Source organism: Isoptericola croceus (assembly GCF_029382255.1).
GTDB classification, from domain to species: domain Bacteria; phylum Actinomycetota; class Actinomycetes; order Actinomycetales; family Cellulomonadaceae; genus Isoptericola; species Isoptericola croceus.
On sequence record NZ_JARLLG010000003.1, the window covers coordinates 1 to 19,970 of the forward strand.

Sequence of the window (19,970 nt, forward strand, 5' to 3'; positions counted from 1 at the left end):
GAGGTGAACCCCGAGGTCATGTGGCAGGACGATCAGCCGCCTGCGGGCGAGTTCGTCGACGACCCTCGCGCCCAGGCCCTCTACGACTACACCCTGTGGCGCAATGCTTCCGCCAACGCGTTCAACTACTCCACCCCCGAGCTGCGCGCCACCATGACCCCCAACAGCTACCCCCACATCACCGACCTCTACAACCGAGCCGAGGGCCGTATGCGCGATAGTGAGCCGCGGCTCATTGAGGGTCCAGACCAGATCGCCGTCCTCGATGTCATCGAGAACGATGACGGTTCGGCGGAGGTCGTCACCTGCGTGCTCCAGTCGCCTTATTGGACCCTGGCTGGAGCCACGCTCCCGCGAGAGACCGAATGGCGGACTATCACCCCGGTTGGTGATGAGCTTGAGTTCGTCGAGGTCAACAGCTTCAGCACGGCGACCCATCAGGTGGCCGAGGAGAAAGGAACCTGGGTCGTCGACAGGTACTCCGGCGGTGGTGGTCCGGAATGCGACCCCGGCGACGTCGCCCGGGCTACGTACGTGCACAACAATGACCCTGAGATCCTTCTGGAGGTCACGACCGACTGGATGGTCGATCCCGATGGCAAGCAGGGGCCACGCCACTCGCAGTGATCCGGGGGGGGGGCGTGCAGGGCGAGGATGTGCGAGACCGTCGCGACGGAGAGGTTGCGCACATGTGGGACCGCGTCCGGGGACGTTCGTCGACAACCTCGCGGACGCTGACCTGATCGGGACGATGAGCGACAGCGACAAACAAGGGAAGTTCACCACCCATGCGGGCCAGTTCGGCACGTTCGCCACGCACATCTCTCACTCCACGCTTCGCTCCCAGTAAGGTCCCCTCCATGTTTCGTGCAGCCATGTTTCGTCGTGCCGTGACCGCCAGTGCGGCGGTGCTGTTGGTCACGGTCACCGCTGCGGGGTGCGCCCCTGAGCCTGTCCAGGTGCGGCGGAAGTCACCTGGGAGGGCGACCGTGCACCGGGTGGTGGTCTGGCCGACGATCTGCGCGCCCAGGTGGTGTTCGAGTACACCAGGTGGCTCAACGCCTCAGCCAACGCCTTCAACTACTCCGCACTAGAACTGGCCGAACTGATGGCAGCCAGTGCCGAGGAGGCGAAGGGTTTCGCGAGCCACACTGTCTCAGACAAGTACAATAGAGTCGATGCCAGTTTCACGAACAATGATCAGCGGTTGTTCGAGGGGCCGGACCAGATCGTGATCGAGGATATTGTCGAGACCGATGACGGGCTGATCGAGGTGAAGACCTGCCATCGTAAGTCGGCGTACTGGACAAAGGCTGGTAGGACGCTGGAGAACGAACGGCATGAGATCACCGCCATTGGCGATGGGATCGAACGGGTCGAGCCACTCTTCTTCCGTCCCGCAACGTTCGAGATTATCGATGTCGAAGGGCGATGGGTTGTCGATAAGCATTACGCGTACAACACCGAGGTTTGCGATCCGGGAGCGGATGTCACCCGTGGTACCTACGATCACAATAATGATCCCGAGTTCCTTCTCGAGGTCACGACCGACTGGCTGGTCGATCCCGACGGCAAGCAGGGCGTCGAGAAGTAGTTGGCGTAGCCATTCATTTCCCGTCCATGATGTTCGACGAGTTCGTCGTTGCGGCCGTCGAGGCTGGCAGGCTCGGTCCTGACGTTCTGGACGAAGGCTCGACCTACCGGGAGCTGAGTTTCAACACCAATGCCGACAAGTTCCACACGTTCCGGAACTTTGTCTCCGATCCTTGAGAGTAGGCGACCTTCTTTGCGTTCTGCTGCCCTTCGCCGTGTTCTGATCGCCCCGGTGCTTGTGGTTCTGGCTGCCACGGGTCTGACGGGTTGCTCTGTTGAGCCGTTGGAGGTGAACACCGAGGTCATGTGGCAGGACGGTCAGCCGCCTGCGGGCGAGTTCGTCGACGACCCTCGCGCCCAGGCCCTCTACAACTACACCCTGTGGGCGAATGCTTCTGCCAACGCGTTCAACTACTCCACCCCCGAGCTGCGCGCCACCATGACACCGAACAGCTACCCTCACATTTCGGACCTGTACAACCTGACCGAGGGCGATCTGCGTAAGGGTGATCAGAAGCTCTACGAGGGGCCTGACCAGATCGCCGTCCTCGACATCATCGACAACGGTGACGGTTCGGCGGAGGTCGTCACCTGCATCCACCAGTCGCCTCATTGGACCCTGGCTGGAGCCACGCTCCCCCGAGAGACCGAATGGCGAACGATCACCCCGGTTGGTGATGAGCTTGAGTTCGTCGAGGTCAACAGCTTCAGCACGGTGAGCCAACGAGTGGTCCGCGAGAATGGGCGGTGGGTCGTTGATGAGTACTTTCGAGGGACTTCCGGTGGTGGGTGCGAGGAAGACATCGACGTCGCCCGCGCCACGTACGTGCATAACAATGACCCTGAGATCCTTCTGGAGGTCACGGCCGACTGGATCGTCGATCCCGATGGCAAGCAGGGACCACGCCACTCGCAGTGATCCGTCGTGCGCACAGGCGAGGACGGGCGAGACCGGGGTCTCTTGCGCCGGGTTCTGAGCTCGGGGGAGATCTGCACCGCGCCCATCCACCACAGCCCTGACGGGGTCAGGAGGCAACCGTCGTGGGGTGGACTCGTGCTCAACCCGAGTGCGAGCACTCCGGATTCTGATGACACTTTCAGTAAGGGGACGTGCCGTGGTCCTGAGCGCACCGCGGTCGTGGACCGACGCGGCAGACACCGAGAGGGGTACGACATGACTGAGGAGACCGAGCGGACCAGTTCCCCGGCTAGCTCGCAGGGTTCGGGTGAACGATCTGCAGAACGGACAGGGAAGCGGTCCGCGCTGAGCGGCGACTTGGGGACGACGACCATCGCGGACGTGGTGGTCAGCAAGATCGCCGGAGTCGCCGCGCGAGAGGTCGCCGGTGTGCACGCCATCGGTGGAGGCGCCGCTCGCGCGTTCGGCGCCTTCCGGGAGCGCATCCCGGGTGGGTCGACGAACTATTCGCAGGGCGTCAACGTCGAGGTCGGGCAGACGGAGGCCGCGGTCGATGTCGAGCTCGTCGCCGAGTACGGCGTCGCGATCGCCGACGTGGCCGAGTCCGTGCGGCGCAACGTCGCAACGTCCATCGGGCGCATGACGGGCCTCAAGGTCATCGAGGTCAATGTGACCGTCAGCGACGTCTGGCTGCCCGAGGACGACGACGAGACGTCGTCCGACGACCAAGCGCAGGAGTCGCGGGTCCAGTGACTGCCGACGTCTCCCCAGGCAGCGCTCCGGGATCGCCCGTGGCGGTCGAGCGACTGGTGCACGACGCCGTGCAGGCGGTGCCCGGCGTGGTGCGCCTCACCGGTGGGCGGGTGTCGGAGTACGCGACCTACTTGCCAGGGGAGCGCATCGCGGGGGTACGGGTTGCCGCCGACGTCCTACACGTCCACGTCGTGCTGCAGGCGACCGGCGACCTTCGCGTCGTCGCCGACAGGGTGCACGAGACCGCCCGGCAGGTGCTGCTCACGGACGGCAGGGTGCCGGTATCGGCGGTCCACGTCCACGTCGACGACGTCGAGCTCGACCCCGTCACAGCGGCGGGGAGCCATGACCCCACGGGGAAGGAACGGACATGAACTACCTCAGTGTCGGGTTGCTGGCAGGTCTGCTGCTGGCGATCGCCACCACCACCGGCGGGTTCGTCGGGTTCCTGCTCGGACTCGTGCTCGGCGGGCTCGGCCTCGCCATCGGCGCGGTGATCGACGGACGGGTCGACCTGGGCTCACTCGCCGGTGGCCGTCGTCGTGGCTGACAGCGGTGCTGGCGGCCTGCCCGGGCGCGTGGTCCTCGAGGACCGCGTGGTGGTCAAGGTCGCGCGTCAGGCAGCCGCCACGGCGTCGTGCGCCGTCGGAAGCCGCCTCACGGGAAACAAGCTCCCGGACGTGGAGGTCGAGCTGGCCGGACAGCGTGCCCGGGTGCGTGCGCGGGTCGCGGCGGAGTGGCCCGAGCCGGCCGAGGATGTCGCGGCCCGGGTGCGCGACGCCGTGCGGGGCGAGCTCGAGCGGGACGTCGGCGTGAGCGTCGACGACCTCGTCGTCACGGTCGCCGCCGTCGTGCCCGGGCGGGCGAGCGGCCGGCAAAGTGAGAGGACGGTGCGATGACGGAGGTCATGCGTCCGGGCGACACCGGGGGAGCGGGGACCGAGCCCGAGACCGGACCCGGTCCCGACGTCGGGCATGCTGAGGGCGCCCACCGGGAGCCGGCTGTCCAGGCCGCGCGCATGCGCCGGTCGGCGGCGGTCCCGCGCACCGTCGCCATCGTGCTGGCCGGGCTGGTCGTCGGCATGGGCGTGGTCGCGGGTCAGGAAGCCGTGGCGGCGTCAGGTGCGGTCGGCGGCCTGGTACCTGAGGACGGCTGGGTGACCGGGGCCGCGAACGGGCTCGAGGGAGCGGCGCTCGGCCCGAGCGCCCTGCTGGCCGGCGCTGTCGCCGTCGTGCTCGGCGTCCTGCTCCTGTGGGCGGCGTGGCACTCTGGCCCGCGGTATACCCGCCTGCAGCCGGCGCCCGCCGTCGTGCTGCGCCCGAAGGACGTCGCGCGCCTCGCCTCTGCCGCGGCCGAGGACGTGGACGGGGTGCTCGGAGCATCCTCCACGGCCTCCGCGCGCCGGGTCACGGTCAGAGTCGAGTCGACGGGTGCCGAGCACGTGCGGGGCGAGGTCGAGCAGGCGGTCGGACGACGCCTGCAACTCCTCGCGTCCCCGCCGTCGGTCCGCGTCCGGGCCCGCTGAGAAGGGGACATCATGAGGAGACGTCGCAGCATCGCCGTCGCCGACCGCACGGTTCTCACGATCGTGGGGCTCGCACTCGTCATCGCCGGTGCGGCCGCGGTCGCGATCGGCGCCGGCCTGCTGCGCGACATCGCGTCGCCCGACGACCGCCTCGACATGAGTGGCGTCGACGTGGCCGCGTCGGCCGGCTGGTGGCCGATCGCGGCCGGTGCTGCCGCACTGCTCCTGATCCTGTTCGGCCTGTGGTGGATCCTCGCGCACCGGCCGGGCACCAGCACGAAGGTGCTGGGCCTGCCCGGCTCGCGCTCCGGTGACCGCCTCCGTATCGAGCCGGACACCGTCGCGGCCGCGGCCGAATCAGTCCTCCAGGACGACCCGCAGGTGCGTGGGGCGAGTCTGCGACTGGCCGAGGAGGACCACGCGCTCGTCGTCGTGGGGCGCGTCCGCGTGGCTCCCCTGGCAGATCTCGACACCGTGGTGCGGCGGGTGGACGAGACACTGGGCGACGCCAGCCGTGTGCTCGGACACGAGCTCGCCGGCCGGGTACATCTCACGGTCGCGCGGCGGGGCGATGTCGAGCGACACGTGAGGTGAGTGCCCGCTCAGGCGTGCGGATCTGTTCTCGTCTCGTCGATACCGGCCTGGTCGACTCTGCGGTGGAAGCGCATCCCGGCCATCCCGCCGAGGATCGCGCCCGCCAACATCACGAGCAGGACCACGACCAGGGCGACGATGCCGCCGACGGTCAGGTCTCCCTCGTCGATCGGAATCCGAGGGAAGGCGTCGAGCTCGCCCCGGCCGTTGAGCTGGTTCCCTGCCACGACGGCGACGATCGCCAGGAGGACGGCGATGATGATCGCCCACAGCCACACCGCGAACCCCTGCCTGGCCCCGTTGAAGCGGGCCATCCGGCCGGCCACGTAGCCGCCGGCGAAGTAGGCGACGAACAGGATCACCGCGAGCACGATCGCGCCGATCAGGCCGACCGTGCCGGGTAGTTCAGTGCTGAGTGCTCCCGCATCGACGTCGTTGGCCACGCCGACCCCGACGCCGATCGCTGAGACGAGGCCCATGAGCAGCACAGTCAGCCCGGTGGCGGTGAGCCACCCGAAGAACGCCGACCCGAACTTGATCCCGCCGAACCGCTCCCGCTGCGTGGCGACCATGTCCTCGCGCTCGTCGTGCCGGCGCCCTGGCCCGCTCTCCCTCGGAGAGTCCGGATCCGTCATGACAGCCTCCCGAGTCTTCTCGACCGGAGCCGCGCGTCCCGTGATCCGAGTGTGCTGCGCGACGGGGGCGTCTCGACGAGGTCATCGCCCTTGGCAACACCATGCACGGACCGAATCCTGCTCGCATTCCCGGACGACGGTGGATCCGGCCCTGCTCAGAGGGTCAACGGCGCCGCGAGATCGTCCGACCCAACCAGACGAGCGGGTCGTACTTGCGGTCCGCGACGCGTTCCTTCATCGGGATGAGCGCGTTGTCGGTGATCTTGATGCCCTCCGGGCACACCTCGGTGCAGCACTTGGTGATGTTGCACCGGCCCAGCCCGTGCTCCTCCTGGGCGGCGGGCACCCGGTCCGCGACGTCGAGGGGGTGCATCTCGAGCTCGGCCACCCGCATGAGGAAGCGTGGGCCGGCGAACGCCTCCTTGTTCTCCTCGTGGTCGCGTACGACGTGGCAGGTGTCCTGGCACAGGAAGCACTCGATGCACTTGCGGAACTCCTGGGACCGCTCGACGTCGATCTGCTGCATGCGGTACTCGCCGGGCGCGAGGTCCGCCGGGGGCGTGAACGACGGGACCTCGCGGGCCTTCGCGTAGTTGTACGACACATCGGTGACGAGGTCTCGGATCACCGGGAACGTGCGCATGGGTGTCACGGTCACGACGTCGTCGGTCCCGAACACCGACATCCGCGTCATGCACAGCAGCCGCGGGCGGCCGTCGATCTCCGCGGAGCACGACCCGCACTTGCCCGCCTTGCAGTTCCACCGCACCGCGAGGTCCGGGGTCTGCGTCGCCTGCAGCCGATGCAGGACGTCGAGCACGACCTCGCCCTCGTTGACCTCCACCTCGAAGTCCTGCAACGCGCCGCCGTCAGTGTCCCCGCGCCAGACGCGGAACCGGCCGGTGTAGCTCATGGTGCGCTCCTCCCGCCTTGCGGGTGCGCCGCGAGCTCGCCCCCCGTGTAGTACTTCTCGAGCTCTTCGAGGTCGAACAGGGCGAGCAGGTCCTCGCGCATCGGTGTGCGTTCCGCGGGCTCGACGTCGACCCGTGGCGCGACCGTGTCGTCCGCCGGGCTGTCAGTGTCCTCGGTGACGTGGGTGACCAGCACCCGGCGGCGCCATGCGGGATCGAGCGTCGGGTAGTCGTCGCGGGTGTGGCCGCCGCGACTCTCGGTGCGCAGCAGGGCCGACGTCGCCACGGCCTCGCCGACCATCAGCATGTTCCGCAGGTCCAGCGCGAGGTGCCATCCGGGGTTGTACTGGCGGTGTCCCTCGACGACGACGTCTCGCAGGCGTTCACGCAGCTTGCCCAACCGGTCGAGGGCTTCGGACATCTCGGCCTCGGTCCGGATGATCCCGACGAGGTCGTTCATCGCCTTCTGCAGCTCGCTGTGCAGGGTGTACGGGTTCTCGGCGTCGGCGGGATCGGACGGCGTGTCGAACGGTGCGAGCGCCGTGGCTGCGGCGGCGGCGATGTCTCGGTCACGGACGGCCGGACGACGCTCCAGGGACTCGACATGGCCGGCCGCTCCGAGCCCGGCGCGGCGCCCGAACACCAGCAGGTCCGACAGCGAGTTGCCACCGAGCCGGTTCGAGCCGTGCATGCCGCTGGCACACTCGCCGGCCGCGTACAGCCCGGGCACGCTGGACCGCCCGGAGTCCGGGTCGACCTCGATCCCGCCCATCACGTAGTGGCACGTCGGGCCGACCTCCATCGGCTCGGCGGTGATGTCGACGTCGGCCAGCTCCTTGAACTGGTGGTACATCGACGGCAGACGCCGCTGGATCTCCTCGGAAGGCATGCGGCTCGCGATGTCGAGGTAGACGCCGCCGTGCGGGGAGCCGCGACCTTCCTTGACCTCCGTGTTGATAGCCCGGGCCACCTCGTCGCGGGGCAGGAGGTCGGGCGTGCGGCGGTTGTTCTCCTGGTCGTCGTACCAGCGGTCGGCCTCGTCCTCGGACTGTGCGTACTGGCCCTTGAACACGTCCGGGACATACCCGAACATGAACCGGTCACCGTTCGAGTTCTTCAGCACCCCGCCGTCACCGCGCACGCCCTCGGTCACCAGGATGCCCTTGACGCTGGGCGGCCAGACCATGCCGGTCGGGTGGAACTGGACGAACTCCATGTCGACGAGGTTCGCCCCCGCGCGCAGGGCGAGGGCGTGGCCGTCGCCGGTGTACTCCCAGGAGTTCGACGTCACCTGGAAGGACTTCCCGATCCCGCCCGTGGCGAGGATGACCGCGGGCGCCGAGAAGACGACGAACCGGCCTGACTCCCGCCAGTAGCCGAACGCTCCGGCGATCGCGCCGTCGTCGTCCTTCAGGATCTCGGTGACCGTGCACTCGGCGAAGACGCGCAACCGTGCCTCGTAGTCGCCGCCGGCGGCATGGTCCTCCTGCTGCAGTGCGACGATGCGCTGCTGGAGCGACCGGATGAGCTCCAGGCCGGTCCGGTCGCCGACGTGCGCGAGCCGCGGGTAGGTGTGGCCCCCGAAGTTGCGCTGGTGGATCCGGCCGTCGTCCGTGCGGTCGAACAGCGCGCCGTACGTCTCGAGCTCCCAGACGCGGTCGGGAGCCTCCTTGGCGTGCAGCTCCGCCATCCGCCAGCTGTTGAGGAACTTCCCGCCACGCATGGTGTCGCGGAAGTGCACCTGCCACGAGTCGTTCGAGTTCACGTTGCCCATCGCGGCGGCGCACCCGCCCTCCGCCATGACGGTGTGGGCCTTGCCGAACAGCGACTTGCACACGATCGCCGTGCGCAGCCCGCGTTCGCGCGCCTCGATCGCGGCGCGCAGCCCGGCGCCGCCTGCACCGATGACGAGGACGTCGTAGTCGTGCCGTTCGGTCTCCGTCAAGGTACTTCTCCCATCGAGGCTCCTAGCCGATGATCCGCAGATCGACGATCGTGCCGCGGGCGACGAGCATCACGTAGAGGTCGGTGAGGATGAGCGTGCCGAGCGTGATCCACGCGAAGAACATGTGCCGGGTGTTGAGCCCGGAGACCCAGGTCCAGATCCGGTACCGCACCGGGTGCTTCGAGAAGTGCGTCAGCCGGCCGCCCATCACGTGCCGGCACGAGTGGCACGAGACCGTGTAGGCCCACAGCAGCACGACGTTCACCAGCAGCACGAGGTTGCCCACGCCCACGACGAACCCGTCCGCGGGATGCCTGAACGCGAGGACCGCGTCGTAGGTGTTGATGAGCGCGATCACGGCCGCGAGGTAGAAGAAGTACCGGTGGGAGTTCTGCAGGATCAGCGGGAAGCGCGTCTCGCCCGTGTACGTCGCGTGCGGCTCCGGCACCGCGCACGCGGCCGGCGACAGCCAGAACGACCGGTAGTAGGCCTTGCGGTAGTAGTAGCAGGTCAGTCGGAACAGCAGCAGGAACGGCAGGCTGAGCGCCGCATAGGGGATGAGCGGATGGTCGGGCAGGAACATCCCGAAGTGCGCCGCACCCGGTTCCGACGCGCAGCCCAGCGACACGCACGGTGAGTAGAACGGTGTCAGGTACCGCTCGTCGGCGAAGAAGTACTGCTGCTGGAACGCCCGCACACCGCCGTACACGAGGAAGACCAGCAGCCCGGCCGTGGTGGCGGCGGGCGGCAGCCACCACCGGTCCGCCCGCAGCGTTCGCGCGTCGATCTGGGCGCGCCCGGGGGCGTCGACACCTCGCGCGGACGTCGTCACGGCCGGTCGCCGTGGTAGCCGCCGACCCCTTCGTCGTCGGCACCGCTCCACATGGACTCGTCCAGCGGTGTGTCCGGGACGACGACGTGCTCCGGCAGGTCGTCTGCCCGCACGGGCGGGGCGGACATCAGCTCGCCCGCGTCGATCTCCAGCCGCTCGAGGTCGTTCCTCAGCCGACGCACCCCGGGCACGTCTCCGTAGGCGTGGTGCACCTCCGCCACGCTGTGGCGCAGCTCGTCGATCGCGCGGTGGAGCGAGGCAAGCTCGGTGGACGTCATCCGGCACCTCCAGTGCGAGGCACCTCACGCCGTCGTGAGGTGCGTCACCTCAGACTCTGCCGCGAGTGCCCCGGTCCGGCAAGTGCACGGGGGATCAGGCGGCCTGCGCGTAGCGGTGCCGGACGACCTCGCCGTCCGGCACCGAGGCCTCCGCCTCCACGGTCGCGGACGCCTCGATGCGTACGTCGCGCCCGAGGTGGACGTGGTCGGCGACCCGCGCTCCGGCCCCGACGAAGGAGCCGGGGCCGAGGTGGACGCTGCTCCCGATGCGCGCGTCCCGGCCGACGACGGCGCCGTGGTCGACCCAGGTGACCTCGCCGATGCGGGCGCCGGCGTGCACCTGGGCACCGCCCTCGACGTAGGTACCTCGGCCGATCACGGCGTCTGCGGCGACGTCGGCCTGTGGGGAGACGTAGCCGCCGTCGCCGTGGCGGACGTAACGGACGGTCTGACCGGCGTCGTTCTCGAACTCGATGCGCTTGGGCATGCGGATGCGTGGCATACGGCCCCCTTCGGTGGGTCCCGGGGGCCGGGCGGCCCGCACCGGGACGTGGACTTTGTGCTGTTCTTCTCAACGTCCTCGAGGCTCGGGAGATTCCGGGACGCCGGGAGCGGTGGCCGTCAGGCCTCGGACCGGCCGCCTCGTCGAGGCCTTCCGGGAGCGCGAACCTGCCCGTCTCGCTCAGGTCGTCGGGCGTCAGGCGGGCGAGCCCTCCGGGCGCGACCGCCGGGGGAGCGGGCCGCGCGGGGCGGAGAAGGAGACGTCGGCAGCACTCGTGCGCGACAGCGGGTCCCCGAACGGATCGCCGCCCAGTGCCGAGGCCACATGGATCAGCGGCCGCTGCGACTCGAACTCGCGGGCCAGGGAATCGAAGATGGGTGTCTCGGACGTACGCACGTAGCCATTGTGCGAGGCGCCACCGGGGCGGTCGCGTCGACGCGGCCACCTTCACAGTCACCTCACACGACATTCGCGAGGGTGGACCGCCTGTTGCGGGTCTCCCGCGCGGCCCCGATGATCGGGGCGGACGACCAGAGGTTCGCCCGAACCGGGAGGGGTACCTGGTGACCCAGGCGCAGGAGGCGGTCCGCACCCGCGGGTACGTGGGCCTGCTCCTGCTGTCGGCAGGTGTCGGGATCCCTGTCTCGTTGGTGGCGTTCGCCTTCCTGGCGCTGCTGCACGCCATCGAGCATGCCGTGTGGGAGACGCTGCCCGAGGCCGCCGGGTTCCCGACGACGCCGTGGTGGTGGGCACTGCCATGGCTGCTGCTCGGAGGGCTGGCCGTCGGCGCCGCGATCAGGTGGCTGCCGGGCCGTGGTGGGCACGTCCCGGTGGACGGGCTCGCTCTCGGCCCCGTGCCGGCGTCGTTCGTGCCCGGCATCCTGCTCGCGGCGCTCGGCGGGCTGCCGCTCGGCGCTGTGCTCGGGCCCGAGGCGCCGCTCCTCGCGCTCGGTTCCGCCGTCGCGCTGCTGCTCGTGCGGCCGATCGCGAGGGCAGACGACCCGACGGCCCGGGCCCTGCTCACCGTCGCCGGCGCCGCCGCGGCGCTCGCCGCGATCTTCGGCAGCCCGCTCGTCGCGGCCGTCTTCGTGCTCGAGGCTGCGGGCATCGCCGGGCCGAGGCTCGCACGGGTGGTCCTGCCCTGCCTGCTCTCGTCGGGGGTCGGCGCGCTCGTGTTCACCGGCATGGGGTCCTGGACGGGCCTGGAGATCTCGTCGCTGGCCCTGCCCGCGATGGACGGACCGCAGCGCCCCGACCTGGCCGACATCCTGTGGACCGTTCCCGTGGCCATCCTCGTTGCGTTCGCCGTCCGTCAGGTGCACCACCTGGGCCGGTGGACGAAGCTGGTCGCGGATCGCCGGCCGTTCGTGGCCGCGGTCGTGGCCGCCCTCGTCGTCGGGCTGTGCGCCGGGGCGTACGCCCTGGCGACAGGTCGGTCCCCGCAGGAGGTCACGCTCTCGGGCCAGGGGCTCCTCGCGCCGCTGGCCACGGACCCCGGCTCGTGGACAGTGCTCGCGCTGGTCGCTCTGCTGCTCTTCAAGTCGCTGGCGTACGGGGTGTCGCTCGGCGCGTTGCGCGGAGGCCTCATCTTCCCGGCGGTGGCGCTCGGCGCGGCAGCGGGAGTGCTGGCCTCCGGGCTTCCCGGATACGGCGCCGTCCCGGCGATGGCAGCAGGCATGGCGGCCGCGACGGCGTCGATCCTGCCGTACCCGGTCTCCTCTGCCGTGCTCGTGGTGCTGCTGCTGGGCCCGCACGCCGCGGCGATGGCGCCGATCGTGCTCATCGCCGTCGTCGTGGCGTTCGTCTCGGAGCAGGTCATCGCGAAGCAGCGCGCGCCTTCGGCCCGGTGATCAGCCCACCTCGTCGAGCAGCTCGAGGAGGTGTGGTGCCGCCGAGCCCGACCGGTCCCACGGCACGGTGACCACCGAGACCACCCATGGCGCCCCGGGGTCGTGCCGGAGGGGGACGGCGGACAGGCGAGCGGCCTGCGGTTTGGCGGCGACGTGCCGTGGCACGACGGCGATCCCGAGGTTGCGGTCGACGAGCCCGATCAGGGTGTGCACGTCGTTCACGGTGAAGCGGACGCGACGGTGCACGCCCAGCGCACCGAAGGCCTCGTCGTTGAGGCGGCGGACGGCCCAGGACGGGTGGAAGTCGATGAAGCTGTCGCCTGCTAGCTCGTCCGGCCCGACCGACGAGCGGCCCGCCAGCAGGTGGTCGGGCGGCAGCAGCGCGGCGAGCGGCTCGCGACCGAGCTCGGTGCGCGGCAGGGCGCCGACGTGCTCGGTCGTGGCGACGAACGCCACGTCCAGCTCGCCGTCGCGCACCCCGGCGACCAGCTCGTGCGAACCGGCCTGGGTGAAGGCGATCTCGACCAGCGGGTAGCGCCGGTGGAACCTCTCGAGGAGCGTCGGGACGTCGACCACGCCGAGGCACTGCTCGGACCCGACCCGGAGCGTGCCGGAGAGCTCCCGCGAGACCTGGACGACGGCGTCGCGGGCGGACGCCGCCTGGGTGAGCATCTCGCGTGCGTACGGCAGCAGGGCGAGCCCGGCCTGCGTGGGCTCGACCCGACGGGTCGTGCGGGTGAACAGCCTCGTGCCCAGCTCCTGCTCGAGGCTGCGGATCGCGGCGGACAGCCCCGACTGGGACACCCCCGTGAGCTCGGCGGCACGGGTGAACTGACGCTCGTCGGCGAGGGCGACGAGGTACTCGAGCTGGCGGAATTCCATTAACGCCCCTGGCTTCTAGGAATCATGATCAACAGATGTTGGACTTCTAGGTTAGCCCTTCCTAGGCTCGGTGCGGCGGCCACGGCCGTGCTCAGCACCACCCGCCCAGCGAGGAGAAGAACCATGCAGCAGCGCACCATCGGCGATCGGTCCGTCTCGGCCGTCGGCCTCGGCGGCATGCCGATGTCGATCGAGGGCCGGCCCGGCACGGACCGTTCGATCGCCACCATCCACGCAGCGCTCGACGCCGGCATCACGTTCATCGACACCGCGGACGCCTACCACCGTGACGCTGCCGAGGTCGGCCACAACGAAGAGCTCATCGCCCGGGCACTGCGCACCTACGGCGGTGACACCTCCGGGGTGCTGGTGGCGACCAAGGGCGGCCATCTGCGCCCCGGCGACGGCACCTGGACCCAGGACGGGGACCCCACCTACCTCAAGAGCGCGGCCAAGGCGTCCGCGCAGCGTCTCGGCGTCGAGGCGATCGGCCTCTACCAGTTCCACCGCCCCGACCCCGCGGTGCCGTACGCCGACTCGGTCGGCGCGATCCGCGAGCTGCTCGACGAGGGCGTGATCGAGATGGCCGGCATCTCGAACGCGGACCCGGAGCAGATCCGCGAGGCGAACGAGATCCTCGGCGGTCGACTCGTGTCCGTCCAGAACCAGTTCTCGCCGCGGTTCCGGTCCTCGCTGCCCGAGCTCGAGCTGTGTGCCGAGCTCGGCATCGCGTTCCTCCCGTGGAGCCCGCTCGGGGGCATCGCGCTGGCACGTTCCGGCGAGCTCGGCACGGAGTACTCCGCGTTCCGCAGCGTCGCCGAGTCCCGTGGCGTGAGCCCGTTCCAGGTCGCGCTGGCCTGGGAGCTCGCGCTCGCGCCCGTCGTGGTCCCGATCCCCGGCGCCTCGCGTCCCGCATCGATCCAGGACTCGGCCCGGGCCGCGGACCTGGAGCTCACGACCGACGAGATCGCACGGCTCAGCGCCGCTGCGGCCTGACCCGCACCACTTCGAGAGGAATCCGTGAAGACCTTCACCCTGACCGGGACCGACATCGTCGTCCCGAACGTCGTCCTGGGGCTCATGCGCATCCAGGACAAGTCCGACGAGGAGGTCCGCACGCTGGTGCGGACCGCCCGGGACGCCGGGATCGACTTCGTCGATCACGCAGACATCTACGGCGCGGAGCTGCACGGCTGCGAGCGCCGGTTCGCCGAGGCGATGAACCTGAGCTCCTCGGAGCGTGCGGAGCTCACGATCCAGACGAAGTGCGGGATCGTCCGCGACGGGCCGTCCTTCGACTTCAGCTACGAGCACATCATCGAGTCGGTCCACGGTTCGCTCGCGGCGCTCGGCACGGACTACATCGACGTGCTGCTGCTGCACCGCCCGGACACGCTGATGGAGCCGGAGGAGGTGGCCCGGGCGTTCGACGAGCTGGCCTCCGCCGGCAAGGTGCGCGCGTTCGGCGTCTCGAACCACACCCCGGGGCAGGTGGACCTGCTGCGCCGGTACGTCTCCCAGCCCCTCGTGGCGAACCAGCTCCAGCTGTCGATCACCCACGCGAACCTGATCGCCCAGGGTGTCGCGGCCAACATGGGCGGCCTCGACCAGTCGGTCGACCGCGACGGCGGTCTGCTCGAGCACTGCCGCCTGCACGACATGACGATCCAGGCGTGGTCGCCGTTCCAGGCAGGCTTCTTCACCGGGTCGTTCCTCGGCTCGCCCGAGTACCCGGAGCTCAACGCGGTGATCGACCGGCTGGCGGCGACCTACGACATGCCGGCCATCGCCGTGGCGACGGCCTGGATCACGCGGCACCCGGCCCAGATGCAGGTCGTCCTCGGCACGACGACGCCCGAGCGCGTCGCCGGCGCGGCCCAGGGATCCGAGCTGCCTCTGACGCGCGCCGAGTGGTACGAGATCTTCCGGGCGGCGGGTCACACGGTGCCCTGAGGTCCGCCCTGTCGCGGGCGGCGCCGCCCGCGACGTCCTCACTCCCCGGTCAGGCCGTCGATCGCCTCGCGCAGCAGGTCGGCGTGCCCGTTGTGCCGGGCATACTCCTCGATCATGTGCACGAGGACCCAGCGGAGGTTGAACGCCTCGCCGGTCGCGCGGCTCTTGCGCACGGAGAGCTGGTCGAGCCCGTCACCGTGCGCGACGGCCTCGTCGATGACGCGGTCCGAGGCCGCGACGGCCCGGTCGAAGAGCGCACGGAGCTCCCCGGGGGAGTCCTGGGCCGCGCTGTTCCACTCCCAGTCGCGGTCCGCGGACCAGTCGACGGTGTCGAACGGCGCGACCTCCTCGCCACCGGACATCACCACGGCGAACCAGTTCGACTCGACGTACGCCAGGTGCTTGAGGAGCCCGCCGAGGGTCATGCCGCTCGGCGGTAGGGGAGTGGCGAGCTCTTCCGCGGTGAGGCCCGACGTCTTCCAGCGCAGGGTGTCCCGGTGGTAGTCGAGGAACGTACGCAGCGTGGTCGCCTCGTCCGCCTGCAGCGGCGGGTCCGTCCGGCCGGGCTCGGGGTACGCGGACGACGGACGCCCGGACGGCGCGGCGAGGCGGTACCCGCCGGCGTCGAGCGCGGCGCGAACGACCCGTGCGGTCTCGTCGGCGTCGTGGCCGGAGCTGTCCAGGGCGTGCGGCTCGAGCTCGCCGAGGTCGGCGAAACCGTCGTGGATCGCCCCGAGCGCGGCAGGGTCGCGCAGCTCGCCGTCGCCGCGCGCAGCGCCACGGGCGAGCGCCACGTCGCGCGTCGGGCGCAGGACGACGTAGGCGAGGTCCCAGCCCTCGCGCGTCGCGGCGGCCCGGTAGCGGTCCAGGAACCAAGGGCCGACGACGCCGTCCACGACGACGTCGTACCCGCCGCGCGCGTACGAGCCGACGGCCGCGACGACGGCGTTTACGACGGTCTCGTTCTGCCCCTGCGCCTCCGGCAGGAACGGTGCCACGCCGCCGGTGACGACGGCCTGGAAGAAGTCGTCGGTCGTCACCAGGACGGTCGGGCGGCCGGCGTCGTGGGCGAGGGCCGCGGCGACCGTCGACTTCCCGGCCCCTGACGGGCCGGAGACGACGGTGACGCGGGCAGGGCCGGGGGGTGCGGGACTCACGACCGCGAGCGTAGTCGCCGAGGAACCGGGGTGGTCCGGTGTCGTCGCGGCGGCCCCGGGTGGTCGCGTCGGGCGGTCGGGCGCAGGGCGGTCAGGACACGGTGAGTGTGCGGGCTCGCAGCAGCACGTCGTCGAGCATCGACGGTGTGAGCCGACCGGTGTAGGTGTTGTGGGGCGAGACGTGGTAACAGCCCAGCACCGTCAGCACCCGACCGGAGGGGTCGCCCGGCCGGCGCAGGGTGATCTCGGTCCCATGGCCGAACCGGGGGCGCGGCCGAGAGACGTGCCAGCCCTGCTCGGCGAGGGAGGCCAGCAGGGCGTTCCAGCCGATCGCGCCGAGCGCGACGGCGACGCGCAGGGTCGGCGCGAGCAGCCCGAGCTCGCGGGCGAGGAACGGGGCGCACCGGTGCCGTTCGGCCGGCGTGGGCTGGTTCGCCGGCGGAGCGCAGCGCACCGGCGCCACGAGACGGGCACCGGTCAGCCGCAGCCCGTCGCCGCGCCCGGTGGAGGAGGCCTGGTTCGCGTAGCCGGTGCGGTGCAGCGCGGCGAAGAGGAAGTCCCCGCTGGGGTCGCCGGTGAACATGCGCCCGGTGCGGTTGGCGCCGTGCGCCGCGGGGGCCAGTCCGACGACGGCGACGGCGGCGCCCTCGTCGCCGAACCCCGGCACGGGACGGCCCCAGTACGTCTCGTCGCGGAAGGCTGCGCGCCGGGTGGTGGCGACCTGCTCGCGCCACTCGACCAGGCGGGGGCAGGCGCGGCAGCGCACCAGGTGCGCCTCGAGCGCGGTGAGCGTCGGCAGATGTGCCGCAGCGGCGGGATACGTGTCGTCGTCGGTGGTGGGCCCCATCGCCCGATCGTGGCGTACCGGCCGCGTCGGTGCACGCGCGCGCCGACGAGTGCGACGCCGCGGCCTGCGGTCGGTACGATCGGGGGGCGTCGCCACCGGGCGACGCCACTCGGCGGTGCCCGCACCGCCGGACCGCCCACCCATCACCTCAGGGAGCACCACCGTGTCCGACGCCGTAGCGCACGCCACCAAACCCACGACCGCGGTGACGGTGGAGTCGACGACGACGGGCACCGAGCTGTTCGCGGACCGCCGCGAGGTCGTCGTGATGCGCGTCGACGGCGAGCTGCTGGACCTGTCGCGCGAGCTGGCACCGGGCACCGTCGTCGAGCCCGTGCTGATCAGCGAGCCCGACGGCCTGGCCGTGCTGCGCCACAGCGCCGCGCACGTGCTCGCCCAGGCGGTGCAGCAGGTGAACCCGGACGCGCGGCTGGGGATCGGGCCGCCCATCAAGGACGGCTTCTACTACGACTTCGACGTGGCGGAGCCGTTCACGCCCGACGACCTCAAGCAGCTCGACAAGACCATGGTCCGGATCATCAAGGAGGGGCAGACCTTCCGCCGCCGGGTGGTCACCGAGGACGAGGCACGCGCCGAGCTCGCCGACGAGCCGTACAAGCTGGAGCTCATCGGGCTCAAGGGCGGCGCGTCGTCGGCCGGCGACGACGACGCCGGTGTCTCCGTCGAGGTCGGAGCGGGCGAGCTGACCATCTACGACAACGTGCGGGGCGCCGGGCGCGAGAGCGAGACGGTGGTCTGGTCCGACCTGTGCCGCGGCCCGCACCTGCCGAGCACGAAGCTCATCGGCAACGGCGTCCAGCTCATGCGCAGCGCCGCCGCCTACTGGCGTGGCAGCGAGAAGAACCCGCAGCTGCAGCGCGTCTACGGCACGGCGTGGCCCTCCAAGGACGAGCTGAAGGCGCATCTCGAGCGCCTCGCCGAGGCGGAGCGTCGCGACCACCGCCGCCTTGGCTCGGAGCTGGACCTGTTCAGCTTCCCCGACCAGATCGGCTCGGGGCTGGCGGTCTTCCACCCCAAGGGCGGCATCGTGCGCACCGAGATGGAGGACTACTCGCGGCGCAAGCACATCGAGGGCGGCTACTCGTTCGTGGCGAGCCCGCACATCACCAAGGCCCAGCTCTTCCAGACCTCCGGCCACCTCGACTGGTACGCGGACGGCATGTACCCGCCCATGCACCTGGACGCCGAGCTGGACGACGACGGGGCCGTGCGCAAGCCGGGGCAGGACTACTACCTCAAGCCCATGAACTGCCCGATGCACAACCTGATCTTCGACTCGCGCGGCCGCTCCTACCGCGAGCTGCCGTTGCGGCTCTTCGAGTTCGGGACGGTCTACCGGTACGAGAAGTCCGGAGTGGTGCACGGGCTCACGCGGGCCCGTGGCTTCACACAGGATGACGCGCACATCTACTGCACCCGCGAGCAGATGCGCGACGAGCTGACGACCACGCTCACCTTCGTCCTGGACCTGCTCAAGGACTACGGGCTGGACGACTTCTACCTCGAGCTGTCCACCCGTGACCCCGAGAAGACCGTGGGGTCCGACGACGCGTGGGAGGAAGCGACCAGGACGCTCGAGGAGGTCGCCACGGCCTCCGGCCTGGACCTGGTGCCGGACCCGGGCGGTGCCGCGTTCTACGGGCCCAAGATCTCCGTCCAGGCCCAGGACGCGATCGGCCGGACCTGGCAGATGTCGACGATCCAGCTCGACTTCAACCTGCCCGAGAAGTTCGACCTGGAGTACACCGCGGCGGACGGCACCCGGCAGCGTCCGGTGATGATCCACCGTGCGCTGTTCGGTTCCATCGAGCGGTTCTTCGCCGTGCTCCTGGAGCACTACGCCGGAGCCTTCCCCGCCTGGTTGGCTCCGGTCCAGGTGCTCGCCGTCCCGGTGGCGGACGCGTTCGACGACTACCTGTCCGACGTCGTCGCGACGCTGCGCTCCCACGGCATCCGTGCCGAGGTGGACCGCTCCGACGACCGGTTCGGCAAGAAGATCCGCAACGCGGCCAAGGAGAAGGTGCCGTTCGTGCTCATCGCGGGCGGGGAGGACGCCGAGGCCGGTGCGGTCTCGTTCCGGTTCCGGGACGGCTCGCAGGAGAACGGTGTGCCGGTGGCCGACGCCGTCGAGCGGATCGTGGCGGCGGTGCGCGACCGCGAGCAGGTCTGACGTGGACGCGGGGGCGACAGGGCCGGAGCAGGTGCCGGCGGACCGGTTCGGTCCGCCGGAGGACGACATCGCGCGCCTGTGGACGCCGCACCGGATGGTGTACATCGGCGGGCAGGACAAGCCCACCGACACGACGCCGCAGCAGTGCCCGTTCTGCCGCATCCCGGCGGGCGACGACGAGCAGGGCCTTGTCGTCGCCCGCGGCGCCGACTGCTTCGCGCTGCTCAACCTGTACCCCTACAACGGCGGGCACCTCATGATCCTGCCCTACCGGCACGTCTCGGACTACACCGACCTCACGGATGCCGAGACCTCCGAGCTCGCCACGATGACGCAGACGGCGATGCGCGTGCTGCGGGCCGTGTACGCGCCGGCCGGCTTCAATCTCGGCCTGAACCAGGGGGACGTGGCCGGGGCGGGCATCGCCGCGCACCTGCACCAGCACGTGGTGCCGCGCTGGCTGGGCGACGCGAACTTCCTGCCGGTGATCGGGCGGACCAAGGCACTGCCCGAGCTGCTCGCGGACACCCGCGCCCGGCTCGCCGCGGCGTGGCCCACCCGCTGACGGACCCCGGGCGCTAGCCTGGCGACGCCGGTCCGCCG

At 70.5% G+C, this 19,970-nt stretch carries 25 protein-coding genes; 15 read left to right on the forward strand and 10 right to left on the reverse strand.

From position 1 onward, the window contains the following. The 10 genes from PZC42_RS08530 to PZC42_RS08575 form a co-directional block, all read left to right on the forward strand. Positions 1–627: hypothetical protein (locus tag PZC42_RS08530; protein WP_277210026.1), on the forward strand; the 627-nt coding region annotated here is incomplete at its 5' end. A gap of 403 nt (positions 628–1,030) precedes the next feature. Beyond that, positions 1,031–1,594, forward strand: a complete 564-nt coding sequence (locus tag PZC42_RS08535; protein WP_277210028.1) for a hypothetical protein — start codon at positions 1,031–1,033, stop codon at positions 1,592–1,594. A gap of 26 nt (positions 1,595–1,620) precedes the next feature. After that, complete coding sequence (locus tag PZC42_RS08540; protein ID WP_277210030.1) at positions 1,621–1,770, forward strand: hypothetical protein; 150 nt, start codon at positions 1,621–1,623, stop codon at positions 1,768–1,770. Positions 1,771–1,882: 112 nt separating this feature from the next. Continuing rightward, on the forward strand, positions 1,883–2,512 hold the full coding sequence (locus tag PZC42_RS08545) for a hypothetical protein (protein WP_277210032.1): 630 nt from the start codon (positions 1,883–1,885) through the stop codon (positions 2,510–2,512). A gap of 357 nt (positions 2,513–2,869) precedes the next feature. After that, the gene (locus PZC42_RS08550; protein ID WP_306574385.1) at positions 2,870–3,265 is read left to right on the forward strand and encodes an Asp23/Gls24 family envelope stress response protein; all 396 of its coding nucleotides are present in this window, start codon (positions 2,870–2,872) and stop codon (positions 3,263–3,265) included. 38 nt (positions 3,266–3,303) lie between these two features. Further along, positions 3,304–3,639: an Asp23/Gls24 family envelope stress response protein gene (locus tag PZC42_RS08555; RefSeq protein ID WP_277210036.1), complete on the forward strand. Its 336-nt coding sequence runs from the start codon at positions 3,304–3,306 to the stop codon at positions 3,637–3,639. Then, positions 3,636–3,815: a DUF2273 domain-containing protein gene (locus tag PZC42_RS08560; RefSeq protein ID WP_277210038.1), complete on the forward strand. Its 180-nt coding sequence runs from the start codon at positions 3,636–3,638 to the stop codon at positions 3,813–3,815. The genes PZC42_RS08555 and PZC42_RS08560 overlap by 4 nt, the downstream gene beginning before the upstream one ends. Next, positions 3,808–4,164, forward strand: a complete 357-nt coding sequence (locus PZC42_RS08565; protein WP_277210040.1) for a hypothetical protein — start codon at positions 3,808–3,810, stop codon at positions 4,162–4,164. The genes PZC42_RS08560 and PZC42_RS08565 overlap by 8 nt, the downstream gene beginning before the upstream one ends. Next, positions 4,161–4,790 carry a DUF6286 domain-containing protein gene (locus tag PZC42_RS08570; protein WP_277210042.1) on the forward strand — a complete coding sequence of 210 codons (630 nt, stop codon included), beginning with the start codon at positions 4,161–4,163 and terminating at the stop codon, positions 4,788–4,790. The genes PZC42_RS08565 and PZC42_RS08570 overlap by 4 nt, the downstream gene beginning before the upstream one ends. A 12-nt stretch (positions 4,791–4,802) precedes the next feature. Beyond that, a complete protein-coding gene (locus PZC42_RS08575) occupies positions 4,803–5,384 on the forward strand; it encodes a hypothetical protein (protein WP_277210044.1) in 582 nt (193 codons plus the stop codon). A gap of 8 nt (positions 5,385–5,392) precedes the next feature. Here PZC42_RS08575 and PZC42_RS08580 read toward each other — a convergent pair whose 3' ends face one another. The 7 genes from PZC42_RS08580 to PZC42_RS08610 form a co-directional block, all read right to left on the reverse strand. Continuing rightward, complete coding sequence (locus PZC42_RS08580; protein ID WP_277210046.1) at positions 5,393–6,019, reverse strand: tetraspanin family protein; 627 nt, start codon at positions 6,017–6,019, stop codon at positions 5,393–5,395. Between the two features lie 163 nt (positions 6,020–6,182). Next, positions 6,183–6,932: a succinate dehydrogenase/fumarate reductase iron-sulfur subunit gene (locus PZC42_RS08585; RefSeq protein WP_277210048.1), complete on the reverse strand. Its 750-nt coding sequence runs from the start codon at positions 6,930–6,932 to the stop codon at positions 6,183–6,185. Next, on the reverse strand, positions 6,929–8,875 hold the full coding sequence (locus tag PZC42_RS08590; protein WP_277210049.1) for a fumarate reductase/succinate dehydrogenase flavoprotein subunit: 1,947 nt from the start codon (positions 8,873–8,875) through the stop codon (positions 6,929–6,931). The genes PZC42_RS08585 and PZC42_RS08590 overlap by 4 nt, the downstream gene beginning before the upstream one ends. A 22-nt stretch (positions 8,876–8,897) precedes the next feature. Further along, positions 8,898–9,707, reverse strand: a complete 810-nt coding sequence (gene sdhC, locus PZC42_RS08595; protein ID WP_277210051.1) for a succinate dehydrogenase subunit SdhC — start codon at positions 9,705–9,707, stop codon at positions 8,898–8,900. Then, a complete protein-coding gene (locus tag PZC42_RS08600) occupies positions 9,704–9,985 on the reverse strand; it encodes an Rv0250c family protein (RefSeq protein WP_277210053.1) in 282 nt (93 codons plus the stop codon). Before PZC42_RS08600 ends, sdhC begins: the two co-directional genes overlap by 4 nt. A 94-nt stretch (positions 9,986–10,079) precedes the next feature. Beyond that, positions 10,080–10,487 carry an LbetaH domain-containing protein gene (locus PZC42_RS08605; RefSeq protein ID WP_277210055.1) on the reverse strand — a complete coding sequence of 136 codons (408 nt, stop codon included), beginning with the start codon at positions 10,485–10,487 and terminating at the stop codon, positions 10,080–10,082. 195 nt (positions 10,488–10,682) lie between these two features. Next, complete coding sequence (locus PZC42_RS08610; protein WP_277210057.1) at positions 10,683–10,883, reverse strand: hypothetical protein; 201 nt, start codon at positions 10,881–10,883, stop codon at positions 10,683–10,685. 167 nt (positions 10,884–11,050) lie between these two features. On the opposite strand from PZC42_RS08610, the gene PZC42_RS08615 reads away from it, so the two are divergent. Then, positions 11,051–12,337, forward strand: a complete 1,287-nt coding sequence (locus PZC42_RS08615; RefSeq protein ID WP_277210059.1) for a chloride channel protein — start codon at positions 11,051–11,053, stop codon at positions 12,335–12,337. On the opposite strand, the gene PZC42_RS08620 is transcribed toward PZC42_RS08615, so the two are convergent. Continuing rightward, positions 12,338–13,219 carry a LysR family transcriptional regulator gene (locus PZC42_RS08620; protein ID WP_277210061.1) on the reverse strand — a complete coding sequence of 294 codons (882 nt, stop codon included), beginning with the start codon at positions 13,217–13,219 and terminating at the stop codon, positions 12,338–12,340. It abuts the gene before it with no gap. Positions 13,220–13,342: 123 nt separating this feature from the next. Here PZC42_RS08620 and PZC42_RS08625 point away from each other — a divergent pair, with 123 nt between their 5' ends. Continuing rightward, entirely contained in the window at positions 13,343–14,215 is an 873-nt protein-coding gene (locus PZC42_RS08625; protein ID WP_277210063.1) for an aldo/keto reductase, read from the forward strand. A gap of 24 nt (positions 14,216–14,239) precedes the next feature. Continuing rightward, positions 14,240–15,172, forward strand: coding sequence for an aldo/keto reductase (locus tag PZC42_RS08630; protein ID WP_277210065.1), 933 nt, complete (start codon positions 14,240–14,242; stop codon positions 15,170–15,172). A gap of 38 nt (positions 15,173–15,210) precedes the next feature. Here the strand turns inward: PZC42_RS08630 and PZC42_RS22520 are convergent, their stop codons facing one another. Continuing rightward, the gene (locus PZC42_RS22520; RefSeq protein WP_308199833.1) at positions 15,211–16,329 is read right to left on the reverse strand and encodes a mycothiol transferase; all 1,119 of its coding nucleotides are present in this window, start codon (positions 16,327–16,329) and stop codon (positions 15,211–15,213) included. A 91-nt stretch (positions 16,330–16,420) separates the two neighbouring features. Continuing rightward, positions 16,421–17,176, reverse strand: a complete 756-nt coding sequence (locus PZC42_RS08645; protein WP_277210066.1) for a uracil-DNA glycosylase — start codon at positions 17,174–17,176, stop codon at positions 16,421–16,423. Between the two features lie 163 nt (positions 17,177–17,339). On the opposite strand from PZC42_RS08645, the gene thrS reads away from it, so the two are divergent. Then, on the forward strand, positions 17,340–19,367 hold the full coding sequence (gene thrS / locus PZC42_RS08650; protein WP_277210069.1) for a threonine--tRNA ligase: 2,028 nt from the start codon (positions 17,340–17,342) through the stop codon (positions 19,365–19,367). Between the two features lies 1 nt (position 19,368). After that, complete coding sequence (locus PZC42_RS08655; RefSeq protein WP_438802938.1) at positions 19,369–19,932, forward strand: HIT family protein; 564 nt, start codon at positions 19,369–19,371, stop codon at positions 19,930–19,932. Positions 19,933–19,970 lie beyond the last annotated feature (38 nt).